The organism is Mycobacterium sp. ML4, assembly GCF_054515735.1.
In genome coordinates this window covers 101,511-122,833 of record NZ_JBTNSY010000016.1, presented here as the reverse complement: position 1 = coordinate 122,833, position 21,323 = coordinate 101,511, and the positions used below count along the sequence as shown (strand labels likewise).

General features: G+C 65.4%; 21 protein-coding genes and 1 pseudogene. 12 read left to right on the top strand and 10 right to left on the bottom strand.

Going from position 1 to position 21,323, the window contains the following annotated elements:
• Positions 1 to 2 precede the first annotated feature (2 nt).
• Positions 3 to 863: an NYN domain-containing protein gene (locus ACX9NE_RS19035; RefSeq protein ID WP_459362658.1), complete on the top strand. Its 861-nt coding sequence runs from the start codon at positions 3 to 5 to the stop codon at positions 861 to 863.
• Here the strand turns inward: ACX9NE_RS19035 and ACX9NE_RS19030 are convergent.
• From ACX9NE_RS19030 to ACX9NE_RS19020, 3 genes are read right to left on the bottom strand one after another with little or no spacing between them, the layout of a single operon-like run.
• A complete protein-coding gene (locus ACX9NE_RS19030) occupies positions 860 to 1,531 on the bottom strand; it encodes a hypothetical protein (protein WP_459362556.1) in 672 nt (223 codons plus the stop codon). The two genes, ACX9NE_RS19035 and ACX9NE_RS19030, sit on opposite strands and share 4 nt — an antisense overlap.
• A gap of 24 nt (positions 1,532 to 1,555) precedes the next feature.
• Positions 1,556 to 2,353, bottom strand: coding sequence for an SDR family NAD(P)-dependent oxidoreductase (locus ACX9NE_RS19025; RefSeq protein ID WP_459362557.1), 798 nt, complete (start codon positions 2,351 to 2,353; stop codon positions 1,556 to 1,558).
• A 28-nt stretch (positions 2,354 to 2,381) separates the two neighbouring features.
• The gene (locus ACX9NE_RS19020; protein ID WP_459362558.1) at positions 2,382 to 3,344 is read right to left on the bottom strand and encodes an alpha/beta fold hydrolase; all 963 of its coding nucleotides are present in this window, start codon (positions 3,342 to 3,344) and stop codon (positions 2,382 to 2,384) included.
• A gap of 238 nt (positions 3,345 to 3,582) precedes the next feature.
• Between ACX9NE_RS19020 and ACX9NE_RS19015 the strand changes: the two genes are divergently transcribed.
• A complete protein-coding gene (locus ACX9NE_RS19015) occupies positions 3,583 to 4,365 on the top strand; it encodes an SDR family oxidoreductase (protein WP_459362559.1) in 783 nt (260 codons plus the stop codon).
• A 100-nt stretch (positions 4,366 to 4,465) separates the two neighbouring features.
• The gene (locus ACX9NE_RS19010) at positions 4,466 to 4,882 is read left to right on the top strand and encodes a CBS domain-containing protein (protein ID WP_459362560.1); all 417 of its coding nucleotides are present in this window, start codon (positions 4,466 to 4,468) and stop codon (positions 4,880 to 4,882) included.
• Here the strand turns inward: ACX9NE_RS19010 and ACX9NE_RS19005 are convergent.
• The 3 genes from ACX9NE_RS19005 to ACX9NE_RS18995 all read right to left on the bottom strand — a co-directional run bounded on the left by ACX9NE_RS19005 (position 4,879) and on the right by ACX9NE_RS18995 (position 8,618).
• The gene (locus ACX9NE_RS19005; protein WP_459362561.1) at positions 4,879 to 6,147 is read right to left on the bottom strand and encodes an amidohydrolase family protein; all 1,269 of its coding nucleotides are present in this window, start codon (positions 6,145 to 6,147) and stop codon (positions 4,879 to 4,881) included. The genes ACX9NE_RS19010 and ACX9NE_RS19005 overlap by 4 nt on opposite strands.
• 81 nt (positions 6,148 to 6,228) lie before the next feature.
• A complete protein-coding gene (locus ACX9NE_RS19000) occupies positions 6,229 to 7,002 on the bottom strand; it encodes a class II aldolase/adducin family protein (RefSeq protein WP_459362562.1) in 774 nt (257 codons plus the stop codon).
• A complete protein-coding gene (locus ACX9NE_RS18995; protein WP_459362563.1) occupies positions 6,999 to 8,618 on the bottom strand; it encodes a class I adenylate-forming enzyme family protein in 1,620 nt (539 codons plus the stop codon). Before ACX9NE_RS18995 ends, ACX9NE_RS19000 begins: the two co-directional genes overlap by 4 nt.
• A 165-nt stretch (positions 8,619 to 8,783) precedes the next feature.
• Here ACX9NE_RS18995 and ACX9NE_RS18990 point away from each other — a divergent pair, with 165 nt between their 5' ends.
• Together ACX9NE_RS18990 and ACX9NE_RS18985 are read left to right on the top strand one after the other, a co-directional pair.
• Positions 8,784 to 9,689, top strand: coding sequence for a M48 family metallopeptidase (locus tag ACX9NE_RS18990; RefSeq protein ID WP_459362564.1), 906 nt, complete (start codon positions 8,784 to 8,786; stop codon positions 9,687 to 9,689).
• 11 nt (positions 9,690 to 9,700) lie between these two features.
• A complete protein-coding gene (locus tag ACX9NE_RS18985) occupies positions 9,701 to 9,943 on the top strand; it encodes a hypothetical protein (RefSeq protein WP_459362565.1) in 243 nt (80 codons plus the stop codon).
• Between the two features lies 1 nt (position 9,944).
• Here the strand turns inward: ACX9NE_RS18985 and ACX9NE_RS18980 are convergent, their stop codons facing one another.
• Entirely contained in the window at positions 9,945 to 12,530 is a 2,586-nt protein-coding gene (locus ACX9NE_RS18980; protein WP_459362566.1) for an FHA domain-containing protein, read from the bottom strand.
• A 176-nt stretch (positions 12,531 to 12,706) separates the two neighbouring features.
• Here ACX9NE_RS18980 and ACX9NE_RS18975 point away from each other — a divergent pair, with 176 nt between their 5' ends.
• Positions 12,707 to 13,555 (top strand): DUF1254 domain-containing protein, encoded by an 849-nt coding sequence (locus tag ACX9NE_RS18975; RefSeq protein WP_459362567.1) that lies wholly within the window; start codon positions 12,707 to 12,709, stop codon positions 13,553 to 13,555.
• Positions 13,488 to 13,793, top strand: a complete 306-nt coding sequence (locus ACX9NE_RS18970) for a hypothetical protein (protein ID WP_459362568.1) — start codon at positions 13,488 to 13,490, stop codon at positions 13,791 to 13,793. Before ACX9NE_RS18975 ends, ACX9NE_RS18970 begins: the two co-directional genes overlap by 68 nt.
• Before the next feature lie 19 nt (positions 13,794 to 13,812).
• Here ACX9NE_RS18970 and ACX9NE_RS18965 read toward each other — a convergent pair whose 3' ends face one another.
• Entirely contained in the window at positions 13,813 to 15,195 is a 1,383-nt protein-coding gene (locus tag ACX9NE_RS18965; RefSeq protein WP_459362569.1) for a serine/threonine-protein kinase, read from the bottom strand.
• A 101-nt stretch (positions 15,196 to 15,296) separates the two neighbouring features.
• Here ACX9NE_RS18965 and ACX9NE_RS18960 point away from each other — a divergent pair, with 101 nt between their 5' ends.
• The 3 genes from ACX9NE_RS18960 to ACX9NE_RS18950 all read left to right on the top strand — a co-directional run bounded on the left by ACX9NE_RS18960 (position 15,297) and on the right by ACX9NE_RS18950 (position 16,129).
• The gene (locus tag ACX9NE_RS18960) at positions 15,297 to 15,515 is read left to right on the top strand and encodes a hypothetical protein (protein WP_459362570.1); all 219 of its coding nucleotides are present in this window, start codon (positions 15,297 to 15,299) and stop codon (positions 15,513 to 15,515) included.
• Between the two features lie 207 nt (positions 15,516 to 15,722).
• Positions 15,723 to 15,887, top strand: coding sequence for a hypothetical protein (locus tag ACX9NE_RS18955; RefSeq protein ID WP_459362571.1), 165 nt, complete (start codon positions 15,723 to 15,725; stop codon positions 15,885 to 15,887).
• Positions 15,888 to 15,994: 107 nt separating this feature from the next.
• Entirely contained in the window at positions 15,995 to 16,129 is a 135-nt protein-coding gene (locus tag ACX9NE_RS18950; RefSeq protein ID WP_459362572.1) for a hypothetical protein, read from the top strand.
• Positions 16,130 to 16,143: 14 nt separating this feature from the next.
• Here the strand turns inward: ACX9NE_RS18950 and ACX9NE_RS18945 are convergent, their stop codons facing one another.
• Positions 16,144 to 18,342 carry a molybdopterin-dependent oxidoreductase gene (locus tag ACX9NE_RS18945; RefSeq protein ID WP_459362573.1) on the bottom strand — a complete coding sequence of 733 codons (2,199 nt, stop codon included), beginning with the start codon at positions 18,340 to 18,342 and terminating at the stop codon, positions 16,144 to 16,146.
• Between the two features lie 453 nt (positions 18,343 to 18,795).
• On the opposite strand from ACX9NE_RS18945, the gene ACX9NE_RS18940 reads away from it, so the two are divergent.
• Together ACX9NE_RS18940 and ACX9NE_RS18935 are read left to right on the top strand one after the other, a co-directional pair.
• Entirely contained in the window at positions 18,796 to 18,954 is a 159-nt protein-coding gene (locus ACX9NE_RS18940) for a DUF6307 family protein (RefSeq protein ID WP_459362659.1), read from the top strand.
• Between the two features lie 781 nt (positions 18,955 to 19,735).
• Positions 19,736 to 20,089 (top strand): annotated as a pseudogene (locus ACX9NE_RS18935) (sensor histidine kinase); the annotation flags it as partial.
• A gap of 96 nt (positions 20,090 to 20,185) precedes the next feature.
• On the opposite strand, the gene gap reads toward ACX9NE_RS18935, so the two are convergent.
• A complete protein-coding gene (gene gap, locus ACX9NE_RS18930; RefSeq protein WP_459362574.1) occupies positions 20,186 to 21,202 on the bottom strand; it encodes a type I glyceraldehyde-3-phosphate dehydrogenase in 1,017 nt (338 codons plus the stop codon).
• Positions 21,203 to 21,323 lie beyond the last annotated feature (121 nt).

The following is a 21,323-nucleotide window of genomic DNA, read 5'->3' as shown; positions in this document are numbered from 1 at the left end:
GCATGACCGACTTCAGCGCGACTCGCGTGGCCGTCTACTTCGATTTCGACAACATCGTGATCTCGCGCTACGACCAGGTGCACGGTCGCAATAGTTTCCAGCGCGACAAGGCCAAGGGCCTGGACAGGGAACGGTTGCGCGCGGCGACCGTCGATCTGGGTGCGATCATGGACTTCGCATCGTCCTTCGGAACGTTGGTGCTCACCCGCGCGTACGCGGACTGGTCGGCGGAGGTCAACGCCGCCTATCACGGACAACTCGTCGGGCGTGCGGTTGACCTGGTCCAACTTTTCCCCGCGGCTGCCTACGGCAAGAATGGCGCGGACATCCGGCTCGCGGTCGATGCGGTGGAGGACATGTTCCGGCTACCGGACCTGACACACGTGGTGATCGTCGGTGGCGACTCCGACTACATCGCGCTGGCGCAGCGCTGCAAGCGTTTGGGCCGCTATGTCGTGGGTATCGGTGTGGCAGGGGCGAGCAGCCAGTCGCTGGCGGCTGCATGCGACGAATTTGTCACCTACGACGCGTTGCCGGGGATCTCGACCACTGCGGCGGCCCCGCCACCGAAGAAGCGCCGAAGCCGCGCGGCTACCGCCGAGTCCGAGGACGAGCCGCCGGCCCCGGACCCGCAGGTTGCGGCCACCGGTCTGCTCGAACGCGCGTTGCGCATCGGTCAGGAGAAGGACGACGCCGACTGGCTGCACAACTCCGCGCTGAAAGCCCAGATGAAGCGGATGAATCCGTCGTTCAGCGAAAAATCGCTGGGCTACAAGTCATTCAGCGATTTTCTGCGCTCGCGCGGCGATCTTGTCGAACTCGACGAAAGCACCACCACCCGCATGGTGCGTCTGAAGAATTAGCGGTCGATCTCACCGGCGATCCCGCGCTCGATATTGGTTCGGGTGTTGTCGGGCAGCACGATGAGACCGTCGAGCTCGGCACGCGCCAGAGAGTACGCGTGCTGGCGTTCCTGAGTCGTCGCCGCCGTGTCTGCGGCGATCCGCAGCAGATTTTGGGCACGGACCAGCCGTTGCCTTTCTTCTGTCGAGAAGTCGCTGCTGCGCCTGCGCGTCGCCTCGGCTTCGGCGGCGTTGAAAGCGGTCACGTAATCCTGCACCGCGTCCAGATACTCGCGTGCGGCGTCGCGGTCGTCGAAAAGGTCTTCCGCCCGCTGCGGCTTGTGCAGGTCGGCACGCAATTTTGCGCGGTGAAAGCGCGTCGTCAGCGGGTCGCGCATATCGGTCATCACCGGAAAATCCAGCAGCCGGGCTGCGTCGAGTTCGTACGCCAGCCAACGGGCATCGGTCTTCTCGTGTGCCTCGAGCGCTCGGCGGATCGCCTGCCAGTGTGCCGCCGGGTTCGGAGCCGCTGGCGGTGAGCGCACAGGGTCCTCGTCCGCAGTGTGACCCCCGGCCCTCTCCCCCGGCCGCTTGGCCATCGACGAGATTGCTTTGATACCCGCCGCAATCAACCCGATCAGCGGTAAGGCCAACAGCAGCAACTCGACTAACCGAAACAGCACGCCCACGGTCGCCAGAATGCCACTAGTTTTTCATCGCTTGTCGGTCTGCCCGGCCGCGATCTGCTCCGCCGTCTTTGCTGCTACTCCCCCGGCAAGGCGCGAGGCCACCTCCGGAGCGTTGGCCGCGAACCGCGCCAGCGCACGCTGTCGAAGCGGGGCCACGGTGACCTCGCCGCGATTGCGTTCGACAGCGGCCACCACCGCGGCGCCGACCTGCTCAGGTTTGCCGGTGCCGATCAGTGGCGGTGCGGACGCTCCTGAGTCGGCAAACATGCCGGCGTCACTGATCGCCCCGGGGCTGACGACGGAGACGCCGACTCCGGCGGGCCGCAGGTCGTCCCGCAGGCACAGGGCGAAACCGCGCAGGCCGAACTTGGTTGCGGCGTAGAGGGAGGCGCGGGCGGTCGCGGTCTTCCCCGAGATCGACGAGATGTAGACGAAATGTCCCGATCCGCGCTCAGTAAAAGCCGGGATCAGTTCCCGGGTCATCTGCACCGGCACCTCGAGATTGACCCGCAACGCGCGGTCGACCTGCTCGGCGGTGAAGCTGTCGAGCCTGCCCGAGGCCGGCAGCGCCGCGTTGGCGACCAGCACGTCGATCGGACCCGCCTCGGCGAGCAGAGCCGTGGCCGCTCCCGGCTCTGCCAGGTCGCTGACGATTGTTCGATGGCCGCCGCCGGACAGCGAAGCCGCCAGCTCATCGAGTTCCCGGGCCTTGCGGGAACTCAGGACGAGGTGTGCGCCGCGGTCTGCGAGCGCCTTGGCGATCGCACGTCCCAGGCCGCCGGTGGCACCAGTGAGCAGAACAGTTTTTCCGGTTAACTCCATTGGGACGACGGTAGTCGACCGGGTCCGGTCACGACGCGGCCGCGGCTTCCGCGCCGGGCAGACCGTAACGCCTCGCCCAGTGCGTCGACGTGCACACAGGATTGCGGTGCAGGCCCATGGCGCGGTTGATCGCGGTGGTGACGCAATGGGGTGCGTCCAGCAGCAACATGTGCCCGGCGGTGGGATGCTGCAGGTAGGTTGCGCCCGGGATTGCCGCGACCAGCTCGCGGGCGTGCACGTCCGGCGTGGTGATGTCCGCGCCGCCGCTGATGACGATCGTCTTGGCGCTGATGGCCGCCAGCGAGTCATACACGTCGTAGGCGCCGAGATTGAGCAGGAAACCGGCGGCGGTGGCCGGTGAGACGACTCGAGTGGATTCCGTTGCAAGGGCGGCGAACCCGCCTCGGGTGCCGCTGCGACCGGAGTACCTCATCAGGGCCGCACCCAGCGGACGCACCACCCAGCGGATGGCCCGCTCGCTGATTCGGGGCGGCATGCGATCGACAAGATCGAACAGGACCCGGCTCGCTGGGGTGGCCAGCAAGCGGCCCAGTCCCCGCTCGGAGATCCGTCCGGCAGCCGCGGCGATCAGGACCAGGCCCTCGGGATCGACCGGTCGTTCGGATCGCGCCAGGTAGGCCAAAGCGGTCATTCCGCCCAGCGAGTGCCCAGCCAACGTCAGCGGTCCGGCGACACGCAACGCCGTCAGCACCTCGGCAAGGTCGGCGGCCAGTTGCTCGACCCGGTAGGTGCTTGCCGGGCCGCCGGTCGAGTGGCCGTGGCCACGGTGGTCATAGGAAACGATTCGTACCGCCCTGCCCCAACGGTGCGTCAACTGCCGGATCTGGATCGCCCAACTGTCCTGAGTCCGGCACAGCCCGTGCAGCAGAACCAGCGTGTGCAGCGGTCGACCCGAGCCGTAATCCCGGACCGCCAACCGCACCCCATCTCGGGTCACCACCGTGTGTTGGGCGTAATTGGCTTCTGACACAGTATGATTCAGCTGAGGCATAACTTGCTCCCGGCAGGTATCGATGTCAGCAGGCGATAGCCTGCTCCTTGTTGGGCTTGAAATTACGGACCGACGGCCGGCGACGCGCTCTTGTGCGCGATAGCCACGCAACGGGCGATGTGCGGATTTTGCGCGTTATGCGCAGCACCATACGAATCGGTGGCGTATGTATGGTGATTCGGCGGGAACCGTCACCGAAAACGAGTCAGGAGATTCAATGCCGAACCGATTGACCGACAAGGTCGCTCTCATCAGTGGCGGGGCGCGCGGCATGGGCGCATCACACGTCAGAGCGCTGGTGGCCGAAGGTGCGCATGTCGTGTTCGGCGACATACTCGACGATGAGGGCAACGCGGTGGCGGCCGAGGTCGGCGATGCCGCGCGCTATCGGCACCTTGACGTGACAGACCCCGATCAGTGGGACGCCGCGGTGAGCGCCACCCTGGCGGAATTCGGCCGTCTGGACATCCTGGTGAACAACGCCGGCATCATCAACATCGGAACCCTGGAGGACTACCAGCTTTCCGAGTGGCAACGGATCCTCGACATCAACCTCACCGGCGTCTTCCTGGGCATCCGGTCCGTCGTCAAACCGATGAAGGCCGCCGGGCGGGGGTCCATCATCAACATCTCCTCCATCGAGGGGCTGGCCGGCACCATCGCCTGCCACGGTTACACCGCAACGAAATTCGCGGTCCGCGGCCTGACCAAATCCGCCGCGCTCGAGCTGGGTCCCAGCGGTATCCGGGTGAACTCGATCCACCCGGGACTGATCAGGACCCCCATGACCGAGTGGGTGCCCGAGGATATCTTCCAGACGGCACTGGGCCGCATCGCCGAACCGCAGGAGGTGTCGAATCTGGTGGTCTACCTCGCCAGCGACGAATCCAGCTATTCAACCGGTTCGGAGTTCGTTGTCGACGGCGGCTGCGTCGCCGGTCTCGGCCACAAAGACTTCGCCGCGGTCGACGCCGCGGGACAACCCGAATGGGTCACCTAGTGTGCGACCCGGGAGCTGATCCGCGTCGACAACCAAGGCCACCTGTATTAGGGACTGAAGTCACTAGAGGCAGCGGGGCGAGCTGACGACCATAGGGGCCGTGACTGCCTCTTTTTCTGCTGGGACACTACCGATCTCCACCGTGACCGGCGATCCGGTGGCCCGCGTAGCCGCCGATGCGACCCTGTCCGACGCCGCGCACGCGATGGTGGCCGACAACGTCGGCGCAATGGTCATCGGCGAAGACGGCCTTCCCGCCGCGCTGGTGAGCGAGCGCGACGTCGTCCGTGCGGTGGCCGCGGGGATGGACCTGAACGCCGTCCGGGCCGCGGACGTGGCCAGCACCAAGCTGGTGTGGTGTGACGCCGACGCCACCATCGACGAGGTTGCGACGCAAATGATGGATCGCTACATCCGCCACATCCTGGTCGAACGGGACGGTGAGCTGGTGGGCATCGTCTCGGCCCGCGACGTGCTCGGTGTCTACTGCTCAGCTGCCGAGCTCGACTTCGATTAGAAGGCGTCGGGATCCTGCTGGACCTCTGCGGGCACCGAGTGCTGATAAAGCCGAGACGCGTTCTCCCAGGTGATCTTCCGGATCACCTCCCGCGGTAGGCCACCGATTTCCTCGTGGATGGTCTGCTGGGTGTGTGGCCACGTCGAATCACAGTGCGGATAGTCGGCTTCCAGCATGATGTTGTCCACGCCGATGCGGTCGTACTGCACGAAAGACGACTTGTCCTCCACCGCACAGAACCAGAAGTTTCGCTTGAAAACTTCTGCGGGAGTGAGAGTTTCGCCTAGTGCGCGCCAGGTGCCGTACATCTCATGATAGCTGAGCATGTGGTCCAGCCGGTCCAACAGGCCTGCAACCCAACCGATTCCGCCCTCGGACAGGCAGATTTTGAGATCGGGAAACCTGCTGGGCAGTCCTGAGTAGAGCCAGTCCACGGCGGCCGAGATCGCGTAGGCGAAGAACAACACACCCTGCACATCGGGTGGCGCATCGGCAGTGGTCGACGGCGACGATCCGGAGGAACCGATGTGGAGGTTGACCACGGTGCCGGTTGCGGCACATGCCGCCATCATCGGCTCCCAGTGACCGGAGTGGATGCTCGGCAATCCCAGCATCGCCGGGTTCTCGCTGAACGTCACCGCGTGAAATCCGCGCTCGGCATTCTCGTAGATCATCGTGGCGCCCAGTTCTGGATCCAGCAACCACGGCAGCTGACAAGGAATGATCCGGCCGGGATACGGCCCGGCCCATGCCTCCAGATGCCAGTCGTTCCACGCGCGCACCGACGCCAACGCGAGCTCGCGGTCCTTCGTCACCTGCTGCAGCCGTTGGCCGGCGAATCCCGGCAGGAAGGACGGGAAGTTCAGCGATGCGTAGATGCCGTTCACATCCATGTCCTTGACCCGTGCGTGAATATCCCATGCGCCCCTACGTATTTCGTCAAACCGGACCGGCTCGAACCCGTACTCCGACACCGGCCGGCCTACGACCGCGTTGAAGCCGACGTTGGGCAGCACCTCACCGTCGTACAGCCAGGTCTGCCCGCCTTCGGGGGTGTCGACCACCGTGGGTGCCCGATCGGCGAACTTCCGCGGCAGGCGCCCGGCGAAGGTATCGGGCGGTTCGACGATGTGATCGTCCACCGAGATCACCGTGTAGCGGCGGGCCGCTCTGGGCGGATCCGGCAAGAATGTGACCGTGCGTTCCGCGCCGGTCTTGGCGGTGGTGAAGTTCAGGTCCGCGGCCAGCTCGTCGATCGATTTCATGTCTATCTCCTCCCGCCGGCGAGCAGACACAAAATCACCGTGGAGCGTTCGCTCCAGGAAGAGTTTGCGACTACTCGCGAGTCAGGTGAGCACATCGGGGTCCGCTTTGATCGTCATCCGTGCCGCGCCGGCCCAGTAGACATCGGCGGCGCGTTCGATCAGCGAGGCCCGCATGCCCACCATGTCCGACCATCTCATCCGCGCAGGGACGGCGCCGGTCAGCATGACGTCGTAGGCCAGCCGGCACACCCGTTCGATGGACGCCGCCCGGTACACGGCTTCGGGCAGATTCCGGCCGGTCGCGATCACGCCGTGGTTGGCCAGCACCGCCAAGTTGGCGTTACCGATGTGGGCAGCGAGTTCGGCTGCGTGCGAGGGGGTGTCGATCTCGCCGTCATATTGCTCGACAAGGCACATGTCGTCCAGAAATAGCGATCCGGTCTGATGCAGCAACTCGGGCAACCGGCCGAGTGCGGCCAGTACGCAGACGTAATAGGGGTGGTTGTGGATCACCACCCGGGCGTCGTCACGTACTCGGTGCAGTTCGGTGTGAATCTGGATGGCCGGAGTGACATCCCAGCGGCCGCGGATGACGTGGGCGTCGGCGTCCACCTCGCAGATGTCCGAGGCGGTGAGCTCCTGCCACCACAGCCCCCACGGGTTGACCAACATGTCGGTCTGGCCGTCGCGCTGCCAGGTGATGTGTCCGGCCATGTTCTCCGCGAAACCGATCGAGGCGAGGTGACGGAATGCCACCGCCAGCGCCTGCTCGTTGGACAGGTCCACGCCGATTGGCGGCACCACCGACGGCGCCCAAACCTGCAGTCCGCCTCGCCGTACCTGGGGAGCGTTCATGCCCCGGCCTCCATTCTGGTTCGAATGTCTTCGCGCAGTGCATTTTTGGCAACCTTGCCCCCGGACGAGCGGGGCAGTTCGTCGAGCACGATGAGTCGCTCAGGTAGCAGTTCCCTGGAAACGCCGAGCGCAAGAAGATGATCGATGAGCGCCGGGAGGTCAAGCGTGTGCGAGTCGACCAGTGCAACGTAGAGACAGACCTTTTCGCCGAAGACCGGATCGGGCATTGCGACCGCGGCGGCCAGCGCCACGGCCGGGTGCGTGATGGCGCCCTCTTCGACCTGGGCGGCGCTGATGTTTTTACCCCCCCGCAGGATGAAGTCCGAGGTGCGGCCGATCACGCTGAGGTAGCCCTGCGCATCGATTTCGCAGACGTCGCCCATGCGCATCCAACCGTCGCGGGTGAACAGCTTGTCGTGGTCGGCGCCGCCTTCCAAACCGGTGAGGTAGCCGAGGCTGGTCGCCGGGCCGCGGCAGGCGGGCTGGCCGCGACCGGTCGCGGTGACGTCGCGATCGCCGTCATACAGGCGAACCTGCATCTCGGGCACGATCCGGCCGCCGGTGCGCAGTCGTTGCTGAAGTGGGTCGTCCAGCGTGGTGCCGCTGAGCAGACCGGTCTCGTTGGACCCGTAAAACTGCAGGATCCGGGCGCCGGTGAGTTCCTCGAACGCCGCGGCCGGCCGGTACGGCAGCGTCTCGCCGCCGGTGAACACCACCCGAAGTGAGCTCAAGTCACTCTCACGCACCATCGGGTCGGCCATCAGCATGGTCAACTGCGTACTGACACAACACAATACCGTCGCCTTATGCCGGGCTATCGCCTCACACGCCGCCCTGGTGGAGAACCGTTGCAACAGCACCGCGGTTGCGCCGAGATAGATCGGGGTGGTGTGGCTGGTCCAGAGTCCGAAGCCGAACGGCATCGGTATCACGGGTAGAAATACGTCGTCGGAAGTCAACAGCCCATTAGCCGCCGCCTTCTGGTGGAGATAGCGCCATCGGTTCTGGGTGTGCACGACGCACTTGGGCAGCCCGGTGGTACCCGATGTGGAGTTGATCAGGAAGACGTCGTCGGGACCCAGCTGTGACTCGACGCTCAGCGGTTCGGGAACTGAGTCGATGTCCAGTCGCAGGGCGGCACCGTCGTGGCTGAGCACATGCACCGGGAGCCCGGCGGCGACCGAGGTGGCTGCGGCGCTGCGCTGCTGATCGCTGATCAGGACCTTCGGCTCGGTGACACGCAGCAGGTGGGCAACCTCGCGGGTTCCGGCGCGTGCACCGACACCGACCACCGCGGCGCCGCAGCGCTCCACGGCGACGAACAGCACGTGGACTGCGGCCGAATCGCCGTGCCACACCGCAATCCGGTCACCCGGGGTGACGCCGCAGCCGGCCAGGCGTTCGGCCAGAGCGGTTGCCGCGGCGTCGAAAGCACGCCAGGTCAGCGTGGAGTCGGGATGATCGACGTACGCCACCCGATCGGGCGACTGGGCGGCATTGCGGCGGACCGCGTCAGACAGCGTCGAGTGCGACCACCAACCCGCCGCGCGGAAACGCTCCGCGTCCTGAGCCGCGAAAGCCGGCGATTGCACGATGGTGAGCGCGCCGGCGGACATCACCACATGATAGGAAAGCGGCGTATGCCCTGGATCACGACTCGGCACCGCCCGCTGACCTGCATTCCAAGAATCCCTGGAGAAGATTCCAAGGCGGGCCGAGCAGCCTGAGATCACCCGGAGACCGACCCGGTCCCGAAATCGCGCAGGAGCCCGAGAACCGAAATGGCCATCGTCGATTCGCCGGTCCATCAGCACCCGCACCCGCACTTTGCCGGAGCGTCATGCCACGAGCCGCCGCGGCGGCACCCATGGGAGATCGGGCTGCTTGTCCTTGTCATCGCCTCGAGTGTGGTTCTGTATCTGATCGCGGCCGCAGTGGTGCTGTCCGGCAAGGCCGGTCTGCTGTGGCTGTCGGTCCTGGCCACTCCGCTCGCGCTGTTTCTGGCCCGCGGGCTGAACTACGGGCGGCAGCGGACGAACGGCGTCAAAATGTCGCCCACCCAGTTTCCCGACGGCTATTGGCTGGTCGTCGAGGCGGCGCAACGGTTCGGCTTGGCCGAGGTGCCGGACGCATACGTCGTGCTGGGCAATGGTCAGATCAACGCCTTCGCGAGCGGGCACGGGTTCCGCCGCTTCGTAGTGGTTTACAGCGATCTCTTCGAGATCGGCGGCCGGGCTCGTGATCCCGAGGCGCTGGCCTTCGTGATCGGTCACGAAGTCGGCCACATCGCGGCCGGCCACGCGTCCTACTGGCGTCAACTCAGCCAGCTGGCAATGAAGATCCCGTTCCTCGGGCAGGCGCTGTCGCGGTCGATGGAGTACACGGCCGACAACTACGGCTACGCGTTCCGCCCCGAAGGCGCCCGTCGTGCTATCGGCGTGCTCAGTGCCGGCAAGTACCTGCTGCGCTGGGTGGACTTCGACGAAATGGCCGACCGGGCCGGTACAGAGACCGGATTCTTCGTCTGGCTGTCCAACATGGTGGCGTCACACCCGGTGAACACCTGGCGAGCCTCGGCGCTGCGCAATCGTACGGTCGCCGGCGCCCTGTTCTTCCGGCCCAGGCAGTCCGCCCCGCTTGCTGCGCCGCAGTGGGCGGCCCCGGCCAACGCGCCCTGGCCACGGTAGACACGCGCGCCATGAAGACCAAGATCCTGGTACTGCTGACCGGGTGGGCTGTTGCTGTGGTCCTGCTGCTGCACTACGTGGTGCTGACCCGCGCCGGTCTGCCGGTGGCCTGGATGCTTTACCTCGGGCTGCCGGTCACCGCCGCCGGTGTGCTGTTCGCGCTGCTGCTGGCGAACGTCGGGGCCGGCTGGGAGACCAAGACTGCCGAACGCCGGCAGCGCCTGCCCAAGTCCCGAGGTCAACGGAGCGGCTGAATCACCCGCTCCTGAGGCGGATCTTCCATCGGACGAAGCCGAGGTAGAAGATGCTGAGCACGACCAGCATCGCCATGTCGAATGTCCACGCCCCTGCCGTGTGTTTCCAATGTGAGTCCTTGGGAACCTGGGGAACCGGACACAATCTGGTCAGGTCGATCGTGGATGCCGACGTTGCGAAACCCCATCTCGCCGGGGTGGCCCAGGACATCTGGTCCAGCCCCAAGCGGTTGGTCACGGGGATCATGCCGCCGGAGAACACCAGCTGCGACATGACCGCCACCACCAGCAGCGGCATGATCTGCTCGCTGGTCTTGGCCAGTGATGACAGGACCAGGCCGAGCATGGCTGAGGCGACGGTCGTCGCTGCGATGTCCACGTACAGCTCGAGAGCGGGACTCCCCAGCACCACCGCGCTGGCCTTGGGTCCAGGCTTGCCCAGCAGCGCGATCACGGTCACGATCGCCGACTGGACGAGCGCCAGAATGGTGTAGACACACACCTTGGCCAATAGGTACGCGGTGGTGGACAGCCCGACTGCCTGTTCGCGCAGGAAGATCGCACGCTCGCCGATCAGGTCCCGGATGGTCAGGGCCGTCCCCATGAAGACCGCGCCGACATTGAGCAGCACCAGGATCTGCGCGGGCTCGGTCGGTGCGTCGCTTGTCAGGGGCGGTGCGTTGAAACCGACGTCGCCGGGTACCGACATCGACAACGAACCCATGATGAACGGCAGGATGGCCAGGAAGATGAAGTAGCCGCGGTCGGAGATGATCAACCGCAATTGTCTGCGGGCAATCGTGGAGAACTGGCGGACCAGGCTGGTATGCGCCGCCTCGCCAAGCTCGGCGGGTTTCTCCGTCGGAGGTACCGGCGGCGGCGGTCCGGTCTGAGCCAGGTAGCGGGCTTTGGCGCCGTCCGGGTCATCGGCCACCGTGCTGAAAATGTCGGCCCAGTTGGTGGTGCCCATGGACGGGCCGATCTGGTTGGGCGGCCCACAGAACGCGGTCTTGCCGCCCGGCGCCAGCAACAGCACCTGGTCACACACGTCCAGGTAGGTCAGCGAGTGAGTGACCACCAGCACCACGCGACCGGCGTCGGCGAGTTGGCGCAACATGGTCATGACCTGGCGGTCCAGCGCCGGGTCTAATCCGGAGGTGGGCTCGTCGAGGATCAGCAACGAGGGACCGGTGAGCAATTCGAGTGCGACCGAGGCGCGCTTGCGCTGCCCACCGGACAGCTTGTCGACCCGGGTCTCGAGATGCTTGGTCATCTCGAGTTCTTCGAGGACCCGTGCCACCACCTGCTCGCGGTCGTCTTTGGTGGTGTCGGGCGGCAGCCGCAGTTCGGCGGCGTACATCAGCGCCTGCTTCACCGTCAGCTGCCCGTGCACGACGTCGTCCTGCGGGACCATGCCGATCCTGCTGCGCAGCGAGGCGTATTCGGAGTGCACGTTGTGCCCTTCGAACGACACCGTGCCGCTGGTCGGGTGGGTGTATCCGGCGACTAGCTTGGCAAAGGTCGACTTTCCCGCGCCGGACGGACCGATGACGGCGGTGAGCATGCCCGGGCGTGCGGTGAGCGAGATGTTGTCGAGCAGCGTCTTGTTGCCCTCGATCGTCCAGGTCACCCCGCGCACGTCGAGACCGCCCGTGCGGGTTTCCAGCAGGCTTTCCTCGCGGCGGGACAGGTTGCCGTTGGCGAAAACGAGGTCGATGTTGCCGATCGTGACCACATCGCCGTCGCGCAGCATCGCCGACTCGACCCGGGTGCCGTTGACGAATGTGCCATTGATGCTGCGGTTGTCGCGGATCTCGGTGCCACCGGGAGTCGGGATCAGGGTGGCGTGGTGGCGTGACGCCAGCACCTCGGGAATGACGATGTCGTTGTCATCGGCGCGACCGATCTTGATGGCACCGGGGGGCACGTCCCCTGCCCGGCCCGCCCGCAGGATCTTCATCATGGAGGTCCTGCTGCCCGCTTCCGCGGTGCGGCCGATCACGGGCGGCGGTTGTTGCTGCGCTGAAGACCGGTAAATCTGCGGGGCCGGTTGTGGCTGCATCGGCTGGGGCCCGGACGGATAACGCGGCTGCGGGCCCGACGGCTGACCCGGAGGCGCCGCGGGCATCCGGGCGGTCGACGGATGTTGTGGCGGCGCCGTACCCCAGTTGGCGCCGCTCGGCTGCTGGCCGCCCTGGGCCGGGATGGGTCCGCTGGGACGGGACGGGATCGCCATGGCCGTCGTGGCGGGTGGACGTCCCACCGAACCCTGGTTGCGCCGGCCGACTTCGAAATCCAGCGCGGGCCCGTCGGGGTTACCGATATTGACGCGCTGACCGTCCTGAATGTCGACGACCGGCACCCGGCGGTTGTTGACGTACAGCCCGTTGAGGCTGCCGTTGTCGATGGCGACCCATCGACCCTGGTCGAACCGCAGTAACAGGTGCACGCGGGATATCAGCGGATGTGCGACGCGGACATCCGCACGCAGGTCGCGGCCTATGACTACATCGTGGCCTGCTGCGAAGGTGCGTTCGGCTCCGTCATACCGCACGGTCAACACAGGTGGGGCGGCTGTTTGGGTCATCGCAACCAACTTTATCGGCATGGACGCCAACTGAAGAGCAGGACGTCGAATATATGTGTAACCGGCGGGCCTGGTCAGACGTACGTGGTGGCCCCGAAGCCGCTGCGTTCGCTGACATTCGATCTAGCGGGCTCTATCCTGCAGGCCGCTGGCGTATCGGCCCTGGGAGAGAGAACTTGACCACCTTATCCGACGATCTGCGCACGCTGAGCTACGAAGCGTTCGTTTACTTCTATCCGCTGGTCACCATGAACGTCACACGGCTTCAAGCGTTCTCCGCGGCACCCGGCTCGCGGCCCGGGTTCGGCCCACCCAACCAGTTCTCTCATGTGCGGCAGTTCCCGCCTGCCGCGTTCCGTTCGGTGGTACGGCCCAACTTCGACACGCTCTACTCGATCGCCTGGCTCGATTTGAGCCACGGACCGGTCCGTCTGCAAGCCGGCGACACCGACGATCGCTTCTACATGCTGCCGATGATCGACATGTGGACCGATGTTTTCGCCAATCCCGGCAAACGGACCACGGGGACGGGGCCGCTGGATCTGGTGATCACCGGCCCCGGATACTCCGGGCATCCGCCGGCAGAGTCAACCGTTGTCCCCGCGCCGACGCCCCATGTCTGGATTATCGGCCGGACCCAGACGAACGGACCCGACGACTATGCGGCGGTGCACAAAGTGCAGGACGGATTCCGCCTGACCGAGCTCGGACCGAAAATCGACGTCACACCCGATCCAAACGCCGACATCACGACCGAACCGCTCAAGGTCGTCGACGGCATGACAGCCCTCGACTACTTCTCCTGTGCCGCCGACCTGCTGCGGGTCAATCCGCCCCACGCAACCGACTTCTCCCCCGGCCGGAGATCATCACCGGTGACTGGTCCGCGCCCCCGGTTCGCCGGGTCTGACGCGGCGCGCGCGAATATGATGAGACGCTCACCGAAAGGAGATCTGCATGGGTTCCTGGACGCGGGGCGGCGCTGTGGTTGCCGTTGCGGCGCTGGCATTCCTCGCCGCACCTGAGGTGTTCGACCTCGTACAGCCAACCGGGAGGGCGATGGCCGACGTGTGCGTCAACGCCGGACGACGCATCTCAGTTAGCGGTTGCACCAACATCGCCGACGCCGTCGCCCCGTACGCCCCGCCGCCGACGGACTACGCGCCGTTGCCGGAGGATTACCCGCCGCCCCCGCCGCCGGCTCCCAACGTCAACGTGTGCGCGAACGTCGGGCGGCGCGTCAGCGTCAGCGGCTGCGTCTGACAGCCGAGCCACTCGACTCTTACGGCCTGCCGTTGCTCCGGCGGATTTCCTGCAGGCATTGCAACCTGGTTTGCCCGGTCTGCTGCATGCAGACCCGTATGGGTGTCTCCTGCTCGCCGGGAGGCGGCGTTTCGTTCGGTTCCGGCGCTGAGCTGACGGTCGGGCTGGCCGCGGTGCCCTCGGTCAAGGACCAAATGCTCTTGTCGGTGCCCTGGATGGTCGAGCAGTAAGCGGTCGCACCGGTCTTCGTGGTCCCGAGGCTGCCCAGCGGAAAACAATCGGCCCCTATCGCGACGACCGGGATCTCGGGTTCGGGCGTGACAATCGGTGGGCCCCCCGCCCCCGGTATCGGCGCAGTCGCCGACGATGTCGCCGGTGGGCCGTGCGCGGCATGCTCTTCCTTGTCGGCACGCAGATATTCCCGCAATGCGAAAACAACTGCGACGACCAGCAGGGCGGCCAATAACGCCGGAATGATGACGGCGGGTCTTACCAGCGAGCGTTTGTGTGCCGATGCAGCGACAGCGGGCAGCGACAGACTCGTTTCATCGGGTTCGCCGGTGCCGCCCAAGTTGTGGCTCAGCGCCCGCGCGAAGTCGATGCACCGCAGGTAGCGATCCTTGGGATCTTTGGCCAGCGCTTTGGCGAAGACCGGATCCAGATTCGACAATTCAGGGCTGCGCTCGCCGATGGCCGGGGGCGAAGCGCTGAGGTGTTGACTGATCACGACCGCCGGGTTCGAATGCTGGAACGGCGGAGCTCCGGTGAGCAGCTGGAACGCCGAGGCGGCAAGCGCGTACTGGTCGGCCCGCCCGTCCAGGTCGCCGCCCATCAGCTGTTCGGGCGCCGCGTAGGCCACGGTGCCGACCGTCATGTTGGTTGCGGTCAACCCGGTGGATTCGCCGACCAGACCGGCGATCCCGAAGTCGGCCAGAAGGATCCGTCGATCCGGCGAATCCGGTTGAGCGATAAGGATATTCGCCGGTTTGACGTCGCGGTGCAGCAGCTTGTTGAGGTGGGCATAATCGAGCGCATCGGCGACCGCGGTGATGATTTCGACGACTTCCGGACCGGGCATGCCGTTGGGATACCGCTGCTCGAGCAGCTCCCCCGCGTCGATGCCGTCGACGTAGTCCATGTCGATCCACAGCTGGCCTTCGGACTCGCCGCGGTCATGCACCGCGACGATGTGCGGGTGCCACAACGTCGCCGCGGTGTCGGCTTCGCGGTCAAACCGCTCCCGGTATTCGCGGTCGGCCGATACGTCCGCCTTGAGGACTTTCAGCGCATCCTGGCGGGGCAGTCGCGGGTGCCTGGCCAGGTAGACCTCACCCATCCCACCGGATCCCAGCCGCTTGATGATGGTGTATCCAGCGAACGTGGATCCTTCGTCGAGCGCCATGGCGGCATAGTAGCCCGCAGGACACCGGCGGAAACCGAGGATGGGCCGGTGCAGCGCACCGGCGGCGTTGCCATCGGCTCGCACCGGGTAACTTGGCGTCCATGCCCGAACCTGACAGTCCGTTTCCCGACGACGTGCCCACCGCCGATGCGGCCGAGCAGTTGCGTTCGGCAGCCGATACGCCTGACGACGACGATGATGGGGCCCGGGTGTCCGGTGAGGTACCGCTCGAGGCGAGCCCGGCGGATTGGCAGGAACAGCAGGAAACGGTCATCATCGATGACGGATACGAGGAACCCGGATTCGGGGATTCCGGCTAGGCCGCACGGCCACCGACGACGGTCCGCCAGGGTGTCGCTGGTGACGAGCGGGTGTATCCGAGATGCGGCCGAAGGATCCAGACTGTGAATGCCTCGTCAATCTCTCGTAAAAACCAGCTGCCTGCGTCGCGGACCCCTGGGCACACGGCATAGATTCAAAATGTCCGGTCGATCAGGAATTCGCCGATCCCGTCGATAGGAGGCGTCATGCAGACAGTTGAGACGCGACTCCGCCAGCAGTTGCGCAACTACGCCGTCGAGTTGCGTCAAGTGGCCTACGCGCTTCCGAACGGGGTGGGCGAGCACGACTTGCTGCGGCTGTCCGACAAGATGCGCGCCACGGCAGATCAGCTGATCGCTAACGGGCCTTAGCGCGGCCTGCCAGTCCTTGTACGCCTTCCGGGCGCGCTCAAGTTTTGCAGATTTATGAGCTTCCGCCCGACACGAATACTCGCGTACGCCCGAAAATCGCCGTCGGCGTGCTGTACTTCAGCATTTTCGTGGCCGGCGGCGACGCCACCATCGTCAACGTGGCGTTGCCGACCTTCGCACGCCGTCTGGATGGGCGTGTCAAACACCTCGACCTCGCGGCGGCACCGGTGGCCGGCGCGTGAACGACACTGCGGCCTCAGCTGACCGACACCGGGATTCCGTTGAGCACTCCATTGCCGGATGGCTCGTCGATCAGGGTCGGCGGTGACAGCACGTTGGTGTTGGCGCCCGGCGAGCCATTGGCTACCGACAACCGGGTCCCCGGCTTGTCGTGACCCCAGCCGTGCGGCATCGACACTACGCCGGGCTTGATTGCGTCGGTGATCTCAACCGGCACCTGGATTTCGCCCGACTCGGATTTCACCGTGACGACGTCTCGGTCGGTGACACGGCAACGGGCGGCGTCCGCCGGATGCATCAGCAGCGTGCAGCGGTTTTTGCCCTTCATCAACGCGGGCACGTTGTGCAGCCACGAGTTGTTGGACCGCAGATGCCGGCGGTTCACCAGGACCAGCGGATCAGCGGGGCGTTCCAATCGGGCGGCCAGCCGCGGAAGGTCGTCAAGCAGGTACTGCGGTGCGAGCCGGATCTTCCTGTCCGCGGTGCCGAGAATGTCCGGCAGTTGCGAAACCATCGGACCGAAATCGATTCCGTTCGGATTGGCCTTGAGTAGGTCCAGGGTCAGGCCGCCCGGGTTGTCGCCGTAGCGATCGCCGAAGGGGCCCGTGCGCAGGGTGAGGTCCAGAATTCGCTCCGGACCGCCGTGCTCGTAGTGCCGGCGGAGGGTGGCCCCGTCGAATCCCTGCGTGAATGCCAGATAATCGAAGAAGCCGTCGTCGATCGCGCCGACGTCGACGTCCTCGGCGGGCGTGCCGGTGCACAGCCCGGTGAGGCGGATCAGGATCTCCCACTCATGTGGCCGCTGACCCGGGTCGAACAGCGGTGCCGAGTAGTTGGCGAAGCTGCGAATTGCGAACTGCAGCACCAGGTCATCGTGGTGCGGCTGCTCGAGAGGTGACAGGCCGGGCAGGATCACATCGGCGTGGCGCGTGGTCTCGTTCACCCAATTGTCAACGGAGATCATCGCTTCCAGCATGGGTAAGGCTTCGTCGAGCTTGTCACCGCCCGGTGAGGACAACACCGGGTTCCCGGCGATCGTGATCAGCGCCTTGAGCTGCCCCTCCCCCGGAGTTGCGATCTCCTCGACCATGCACGACACCGGAACCTGGCCCAGCACTTCCTTCGCCCCGCGCACCCGCGTGTGCCACCGGCCGAACCCGGGCGCACCATCCTCCAGGCCGGGCAACGGCTGGGTAGTGATGGACCAGGCCGCCGGCCGCGGGAACATCGCGCCGCCCGGTATGTCGAAATGCCCGATGAGGATGTTGACGACGTCGACCAGCCAGCTGGCCAGGCTTCCGAATTCCTGATTGCACAACCCGATGCGGCCGTATACGACCGATTTCTCGGTGCCGGCCAGTTCACGAGCCAGCGTTCGAATACGTTCTTCTTCGATGCCGGTGACGGCGCTCACCCGGCCCGGCGGCCAGTCCTGCGCGACGCGGCGCATCGTGTCCACGCCGCTGACGTACGGTCCGGGGGCCACCAGGTGCTCGGCGAACAGTGTGTGCGTGACGGCCAGCAGCAGCGCCGCGTCGGTGCCCGGTACGATCGGCAGCCACTCGTCGGCGTGGTCGGCGGTGCGGGTGCGCACCGGATCGATCACAATCACCTTGCCGCGCTGACGAATTCCGTCGATCAGCCCCATCACGTTCGGCGCCGCCAGCAGCGACCCCTGGGATGCCGCCGGGTTGGCGCCCATGATCACCAGCAGGTCGGTGTGTTCGATATCGGGTACCGGGAAGTTCCACCAGCAGCCGTACATCAGGTGCGATGACAGGTTCTTGGGCCACTGGTCGACTGTGCCGGGCGAATAGGTGACTGGTATGCCCGACATGCCCAGCAGTACGCCCGCGTAGCGAGCCAGAGAGAATGAGTGGGCCAGTGGGTTGCCCGTGTACGCCGTGACAGCGCCGATGCCGTACTCGCGGATCACCGGCGTGAGCAATTCGGTACAACGACGAAACGCTGCGTCCCAGCTGACCTGCTGCCATTGCCCGGCGACCTTGATATGCGGTTGACGTATCCGGTCCGGGTCTTCGTGCAGGGCTCCCAGCGTGGCACCCTTCGGGCAGATGTGCCCGCGGCTCCACACATCATGGCGATTGCCGCGGATGCCGGCGACTTTGCCGTCCTGGACTCGAATATCCAAGCCGCACATGGCTTCACACAAGGGGCAGGTATGTACATACCGGCCGTCTTCGGGGCTGATCACTCATCAACCCTATTACGCTACGCCATGTATCGGAAGTGTAGTAGGCGACGATATCCGGTGCAGCGATGCGGCCGTCCACGTCGGCCGCCCAAGCGTGGACCCGATGTCGCTTGCCGTCAAGTGCCGCTCCTACCAACGAATTCGAGCCCTAACGGGCCGATACCTTCGGCGGATCAGAAGGGGGTGTACAACCTCGAATCAGCGCACATTGGGTGGTTCGCATATTCGGTATTCGCGGATGCAGCGGTCGATGCGCAGCGGAGAAACCCGCGACCGGGGATCAAACGCGAAAATCCCGGAGACTGAACCGGATCCCCGTTACAGATCACTCGCACGCGCGAGCCGATCGGCGAAGCGGCTATGCCGGCGGATGCGCCGAATGTCCAAGCAGTAGGATGGCTGTTGTCGAGCGATTTTCTGTGAGTGACTGCACTCGGCGGAATAGGAAAAATCATGCCAACTAAAGAACGACTTCGCTCGCCCTACGAAATTCGCCTAGAACTCGTCGAAGAGACATTGAAAGCGAATTCCTCCCTTGACGAGGCCGCGGCCCGCGAACTTGCGGTACATGTACTTCATGCGCTGAATTCGATCCCCGAGACGGTGCGCTGATTTTCGCTGACCGACCGGGTCGATCGTTCAGCGAGACCAGTCGACAGGTAAGACGTCTGCCGGTGCAGTCGGCGCCGCTGTTGGGGTAGCGCCGTCGCCAGAAGTAATACCCTTCCGGGGGCTGCGACCCAGGCACGCTGAGGCGCTGATCCAGCGGGCAGCCGCTGAGTGTCGCGGCCGCGTTCCACCGCGTCCCCGAAAATGGGCTGACCGACGGCTACCCGCTGTCGTCAGCGGTGTAACGTCATGGGTGCTGAGAATGCAGCCCGTCCGGGATGAGTTCAGCTGTACGCCGCTTAGCTCATTGAACATCGGCTCCCGACCCGGACACGCCGGTGATCGAATTCGCGTCAGGTGACCATGACCACGTCACGCACATTATTTCTTCGCGAACGCCCGCGTTCGACAGATAGACCCCGGCCCGAACCCGTTGCGGCGGGGTCGCGAAATTCCGCAGTGATGACAGCCGCGCCCGCCACGCGTGCCGCCACCGCCGGCGCGCCGAGCGGGGCACCCCTCAGGATCATCGCGAACGCGCCGATCGTTGCCGTCTGCATTTGGATTGGAAGGAGTTTCCAATGTCTGTTGTCAAAGCGGTGAAGCGCCGGGAGGCGGCACTGAACTACTCTCCGATACCTCCCACCGTGTATCGGCCCATCGCCCGGCAAGCGCTGAAACTAACCATGGCGGACATCGCACTGGTCGCCATCGCGACCACCGATGACGAACCCACATCGGGCGCGACAGACATGATTTTCGTGGAAACAGCCGGTGCAGCAATGACTTTCACACCGCGCAGTTCTGCGGATCCGAACCAGGTAGCACGGTTCAGTTCGTGGGCCCCTTGTCGGTTGTCGATGATGCACTGGCCGTTCATGTTGAAGCCGTTGTGCGCGAAGCCCTCAGCAACGCTGTCCGGCACGCGGGTGCCACTACTCTGGCGGTGACCGTCAAGGTCGAGGACGACGTGTGCATCGAGGTTGTAGACAACGGTCGGGGCGACCCAGCCGACATGACCGGCAGTGGCCTGACCAGTTTGCAACATCATGCGCAGCAGGCTGGCGGCGCGTTCACCGTCAGGGACGATCCCGGCGGAGGGACGGTGCTGCGCTGGAGAGCACCACTGGCTTCATGATCACTCACCGTCTACACGGTGTTTGTCAGAATGACTCGGCCGGATAGCGTTTCGTGGATCACGAAGCCGATAAGCCGCCGGCCCTGAGCGAGGGTCTTACAGAGTGGATGCCACCAAGCGGGTCAGGTCGGCGAGGCGGTGGGAGTATCCCCATTCGTTGTCGTACCAGCCGACGATCTTCACCAGGTCGCCGGTGACTTTGGTGAGCCCTGCGTCGAAGATGCACGACGACGGGTCTGTCACGATGTCCGAAGAGACGATGGGGTCCTCGGTGTAGGTCAGGAAGCCCTTCAGCTCACCGTCGGCGGCGGCCGCAAAGGCGGCGTTGACGGCCTCGGCGGTGGCCGGCTCTCGAACGGTGACGGTCAGATCGGTGGCGGAGCCAGTGGGCGTCGGCACCCGCAATGCATACCCGTCGAGCCGCCCCTTGAGCTGTGGCAACACCACGCTGATCGCGCGGGCGGCCCCGGTTGAGGTAGGTACCACGTTGATGGCCGCGGCCCGGGCCCGGCGCAGGTCTCGGTGCGGACCGTCCTGCAGATTCTGGTCCGGGGTGTATGCGTGGATGGTGGTCATCAGGCCCCGTTCGATCCCGAACTCCTCATCCAGCACCTTGGCCATCGGCGCCAGGCAGTTCGTCGTGCAGGATGCGTTGGACACGACGCTCTGGGTGCCGTCGTAGTCGCGGTGGTTGACGCCCATGACAACGGTCAGGTCCGCGCCCTTCGACGTCGCGGACACCACCACCTTTTTGGCTCCGGCATGGAGGTGACCGCGCGCCTGCTCCGCGGCGGTGAACCGGCCGGTCGACTCGATGACGACGTCCACGCCGAGATCCCCCCACGGCAGCGCGGCGGGCCCGTCGGGGACCGACCATGCCTTGATCCGCTGCTCACCCACTATGAGGTCGTCACCGTCGGCCGACACCTCGTGCGGCAAGCGTCCCAGGACAGAGTCGTACTTCAGCAGATGCGCCAAAGTCTTGTTGTCGGTCAGGTCGTTTACCGCGACGATCTCGATGTCGGTGGTGCCCGCCGCGCGTTGCACATCCACCGCACGGAAGAAGTTTCGACCGACCCGGCCGAAGCCGTTCACACCCACCCGGATGGCCATGGCGATCTCCTCGCGACTCTAAGGTCTTGGCGCGGCATCGGTTGCCGGCCACTCGAGTCTGCCCGCCCTGTGAGGCGCAGCGGCAGAGGACAAGGTCCTTGCAGCCTGGGTACGTTCGGAC

What these genes read in the sequence shown, in the direction of transcription:
- ACX9NE_RS19035 (WP_459362658.1), top strand. Translation starts at nt 3, where the DNA reads ATGACCGACTTCAGCGCGACTCGCGTGGCCGTCTACTTCGATTTCGAC.
- ACX9NE_RS18965 (WP_459362569.1), bottom strand. Translation starts at nt 15,195, where the DNA reads ATGGCGCTCGACGAAGGATCCACGTTCGCTGGATACACCATCATCAAG.
- ACX9NE_RS18990 (WP_459362564.1), top strand. Translation starts at nt 8,784, where the DNA reads ATGGCCATCGTCGATTCGCCGGTCCATCAGCACCCGCACCCGCACTTT.
- ACX9NE_RS18985 (WP_459362565.1), top strand. Translation starts at nt 9,701, where the DNA reads ATGAAGACCAAGATCCTGGTACTGCTGACCGGGTGGGCTGTTGCTGTG.
- ACX9NE_RS18970 (WP_459362568.1), top strand. Translation starts at nt 13,488, where the DNA reads ATGGGTTCCTGGACGCGGGGCGGCGCTGTGGTTGCCGTTGCGGCGCTG.
- ACX9NE_RS18955 (WP_459362571.1), top strand. Translation starts at nt 15,723, where the DNA reads ATGCAGACAGTTGAGACGCGACTCCGCCAGCAGTTGCGCAACTACGCC.
- ACX9NE_RS19025 (WP_459362557.1), bottom strand. Translation starts at nt 2,353, where the DNA reads ATGGAGTTAACCGGAAAAACTGTTCTGCTCACTGGTGCCACCGGCGGC.
- ACX9NE_RS18940 (WP_459362659.1), top strand. Translation starts at nt 18,796, where the DNA reads ATGCCAACTAAAGAACGACTTCGCTCGCCCTACGAAATTCGCCTAGAA.
- ACX9NE_RS19015 (WP_459362559.1), top strand. Translation starts at nt 3,583, where the DNA reads ATGCCGAACCGATTGACCGACAAGGTCGCTCTCATCAGTGGCGGGGCG.
- ACX9NE_RS18995 (WP_459362563.1), bottom strand. Translation starts at nt 8,618, where the DNA reads ATGTCCGCCGGCGCGCTCACCATCGTGCAATCGCCGGCTTTCGCGGCT.
- ACX9NE_RS18960 (WP_459362570.1), top strand. Translation starts at nt 15,297, where the DNA reads ATGCCCGAACCTGACAGTCCGTTTCCCGACGACGTGCCCACCGCCGAT.
- ACX9NE_RS19005 (WP_459362561.1), bottom strand. Translation starts at nt 6,147, where the DNA reads ATGAAATCGATCGACGAGCTGGCCGCGGACCTGAACTTCACCACCGCC.
- gap (WP_459362574.1), bottom strand. Translation starts at nt 21,202, where the DNA reads ATGGCCATCCGGGTGGGTGTGAACGGCTTCGGCCGGGTCGGTCGAAAC.
- ACX9NE_RS18980 (WP_459362566.1), bottom strand. Translation starts at nt 12,530, where the DNA reads ATGACCCAAACAGCCGCCCCACCTGTGTTGACCGTGCGGTATGACGGA.
- ACX9NE_RS19000 (WP_459362562.1), bottom strand. Translation starts at nt 7,002, where the DNA reads ATGAACGCTCCCCAGGTACGGCGAGGCGGACTGCAGGTTTGGGCGCCG.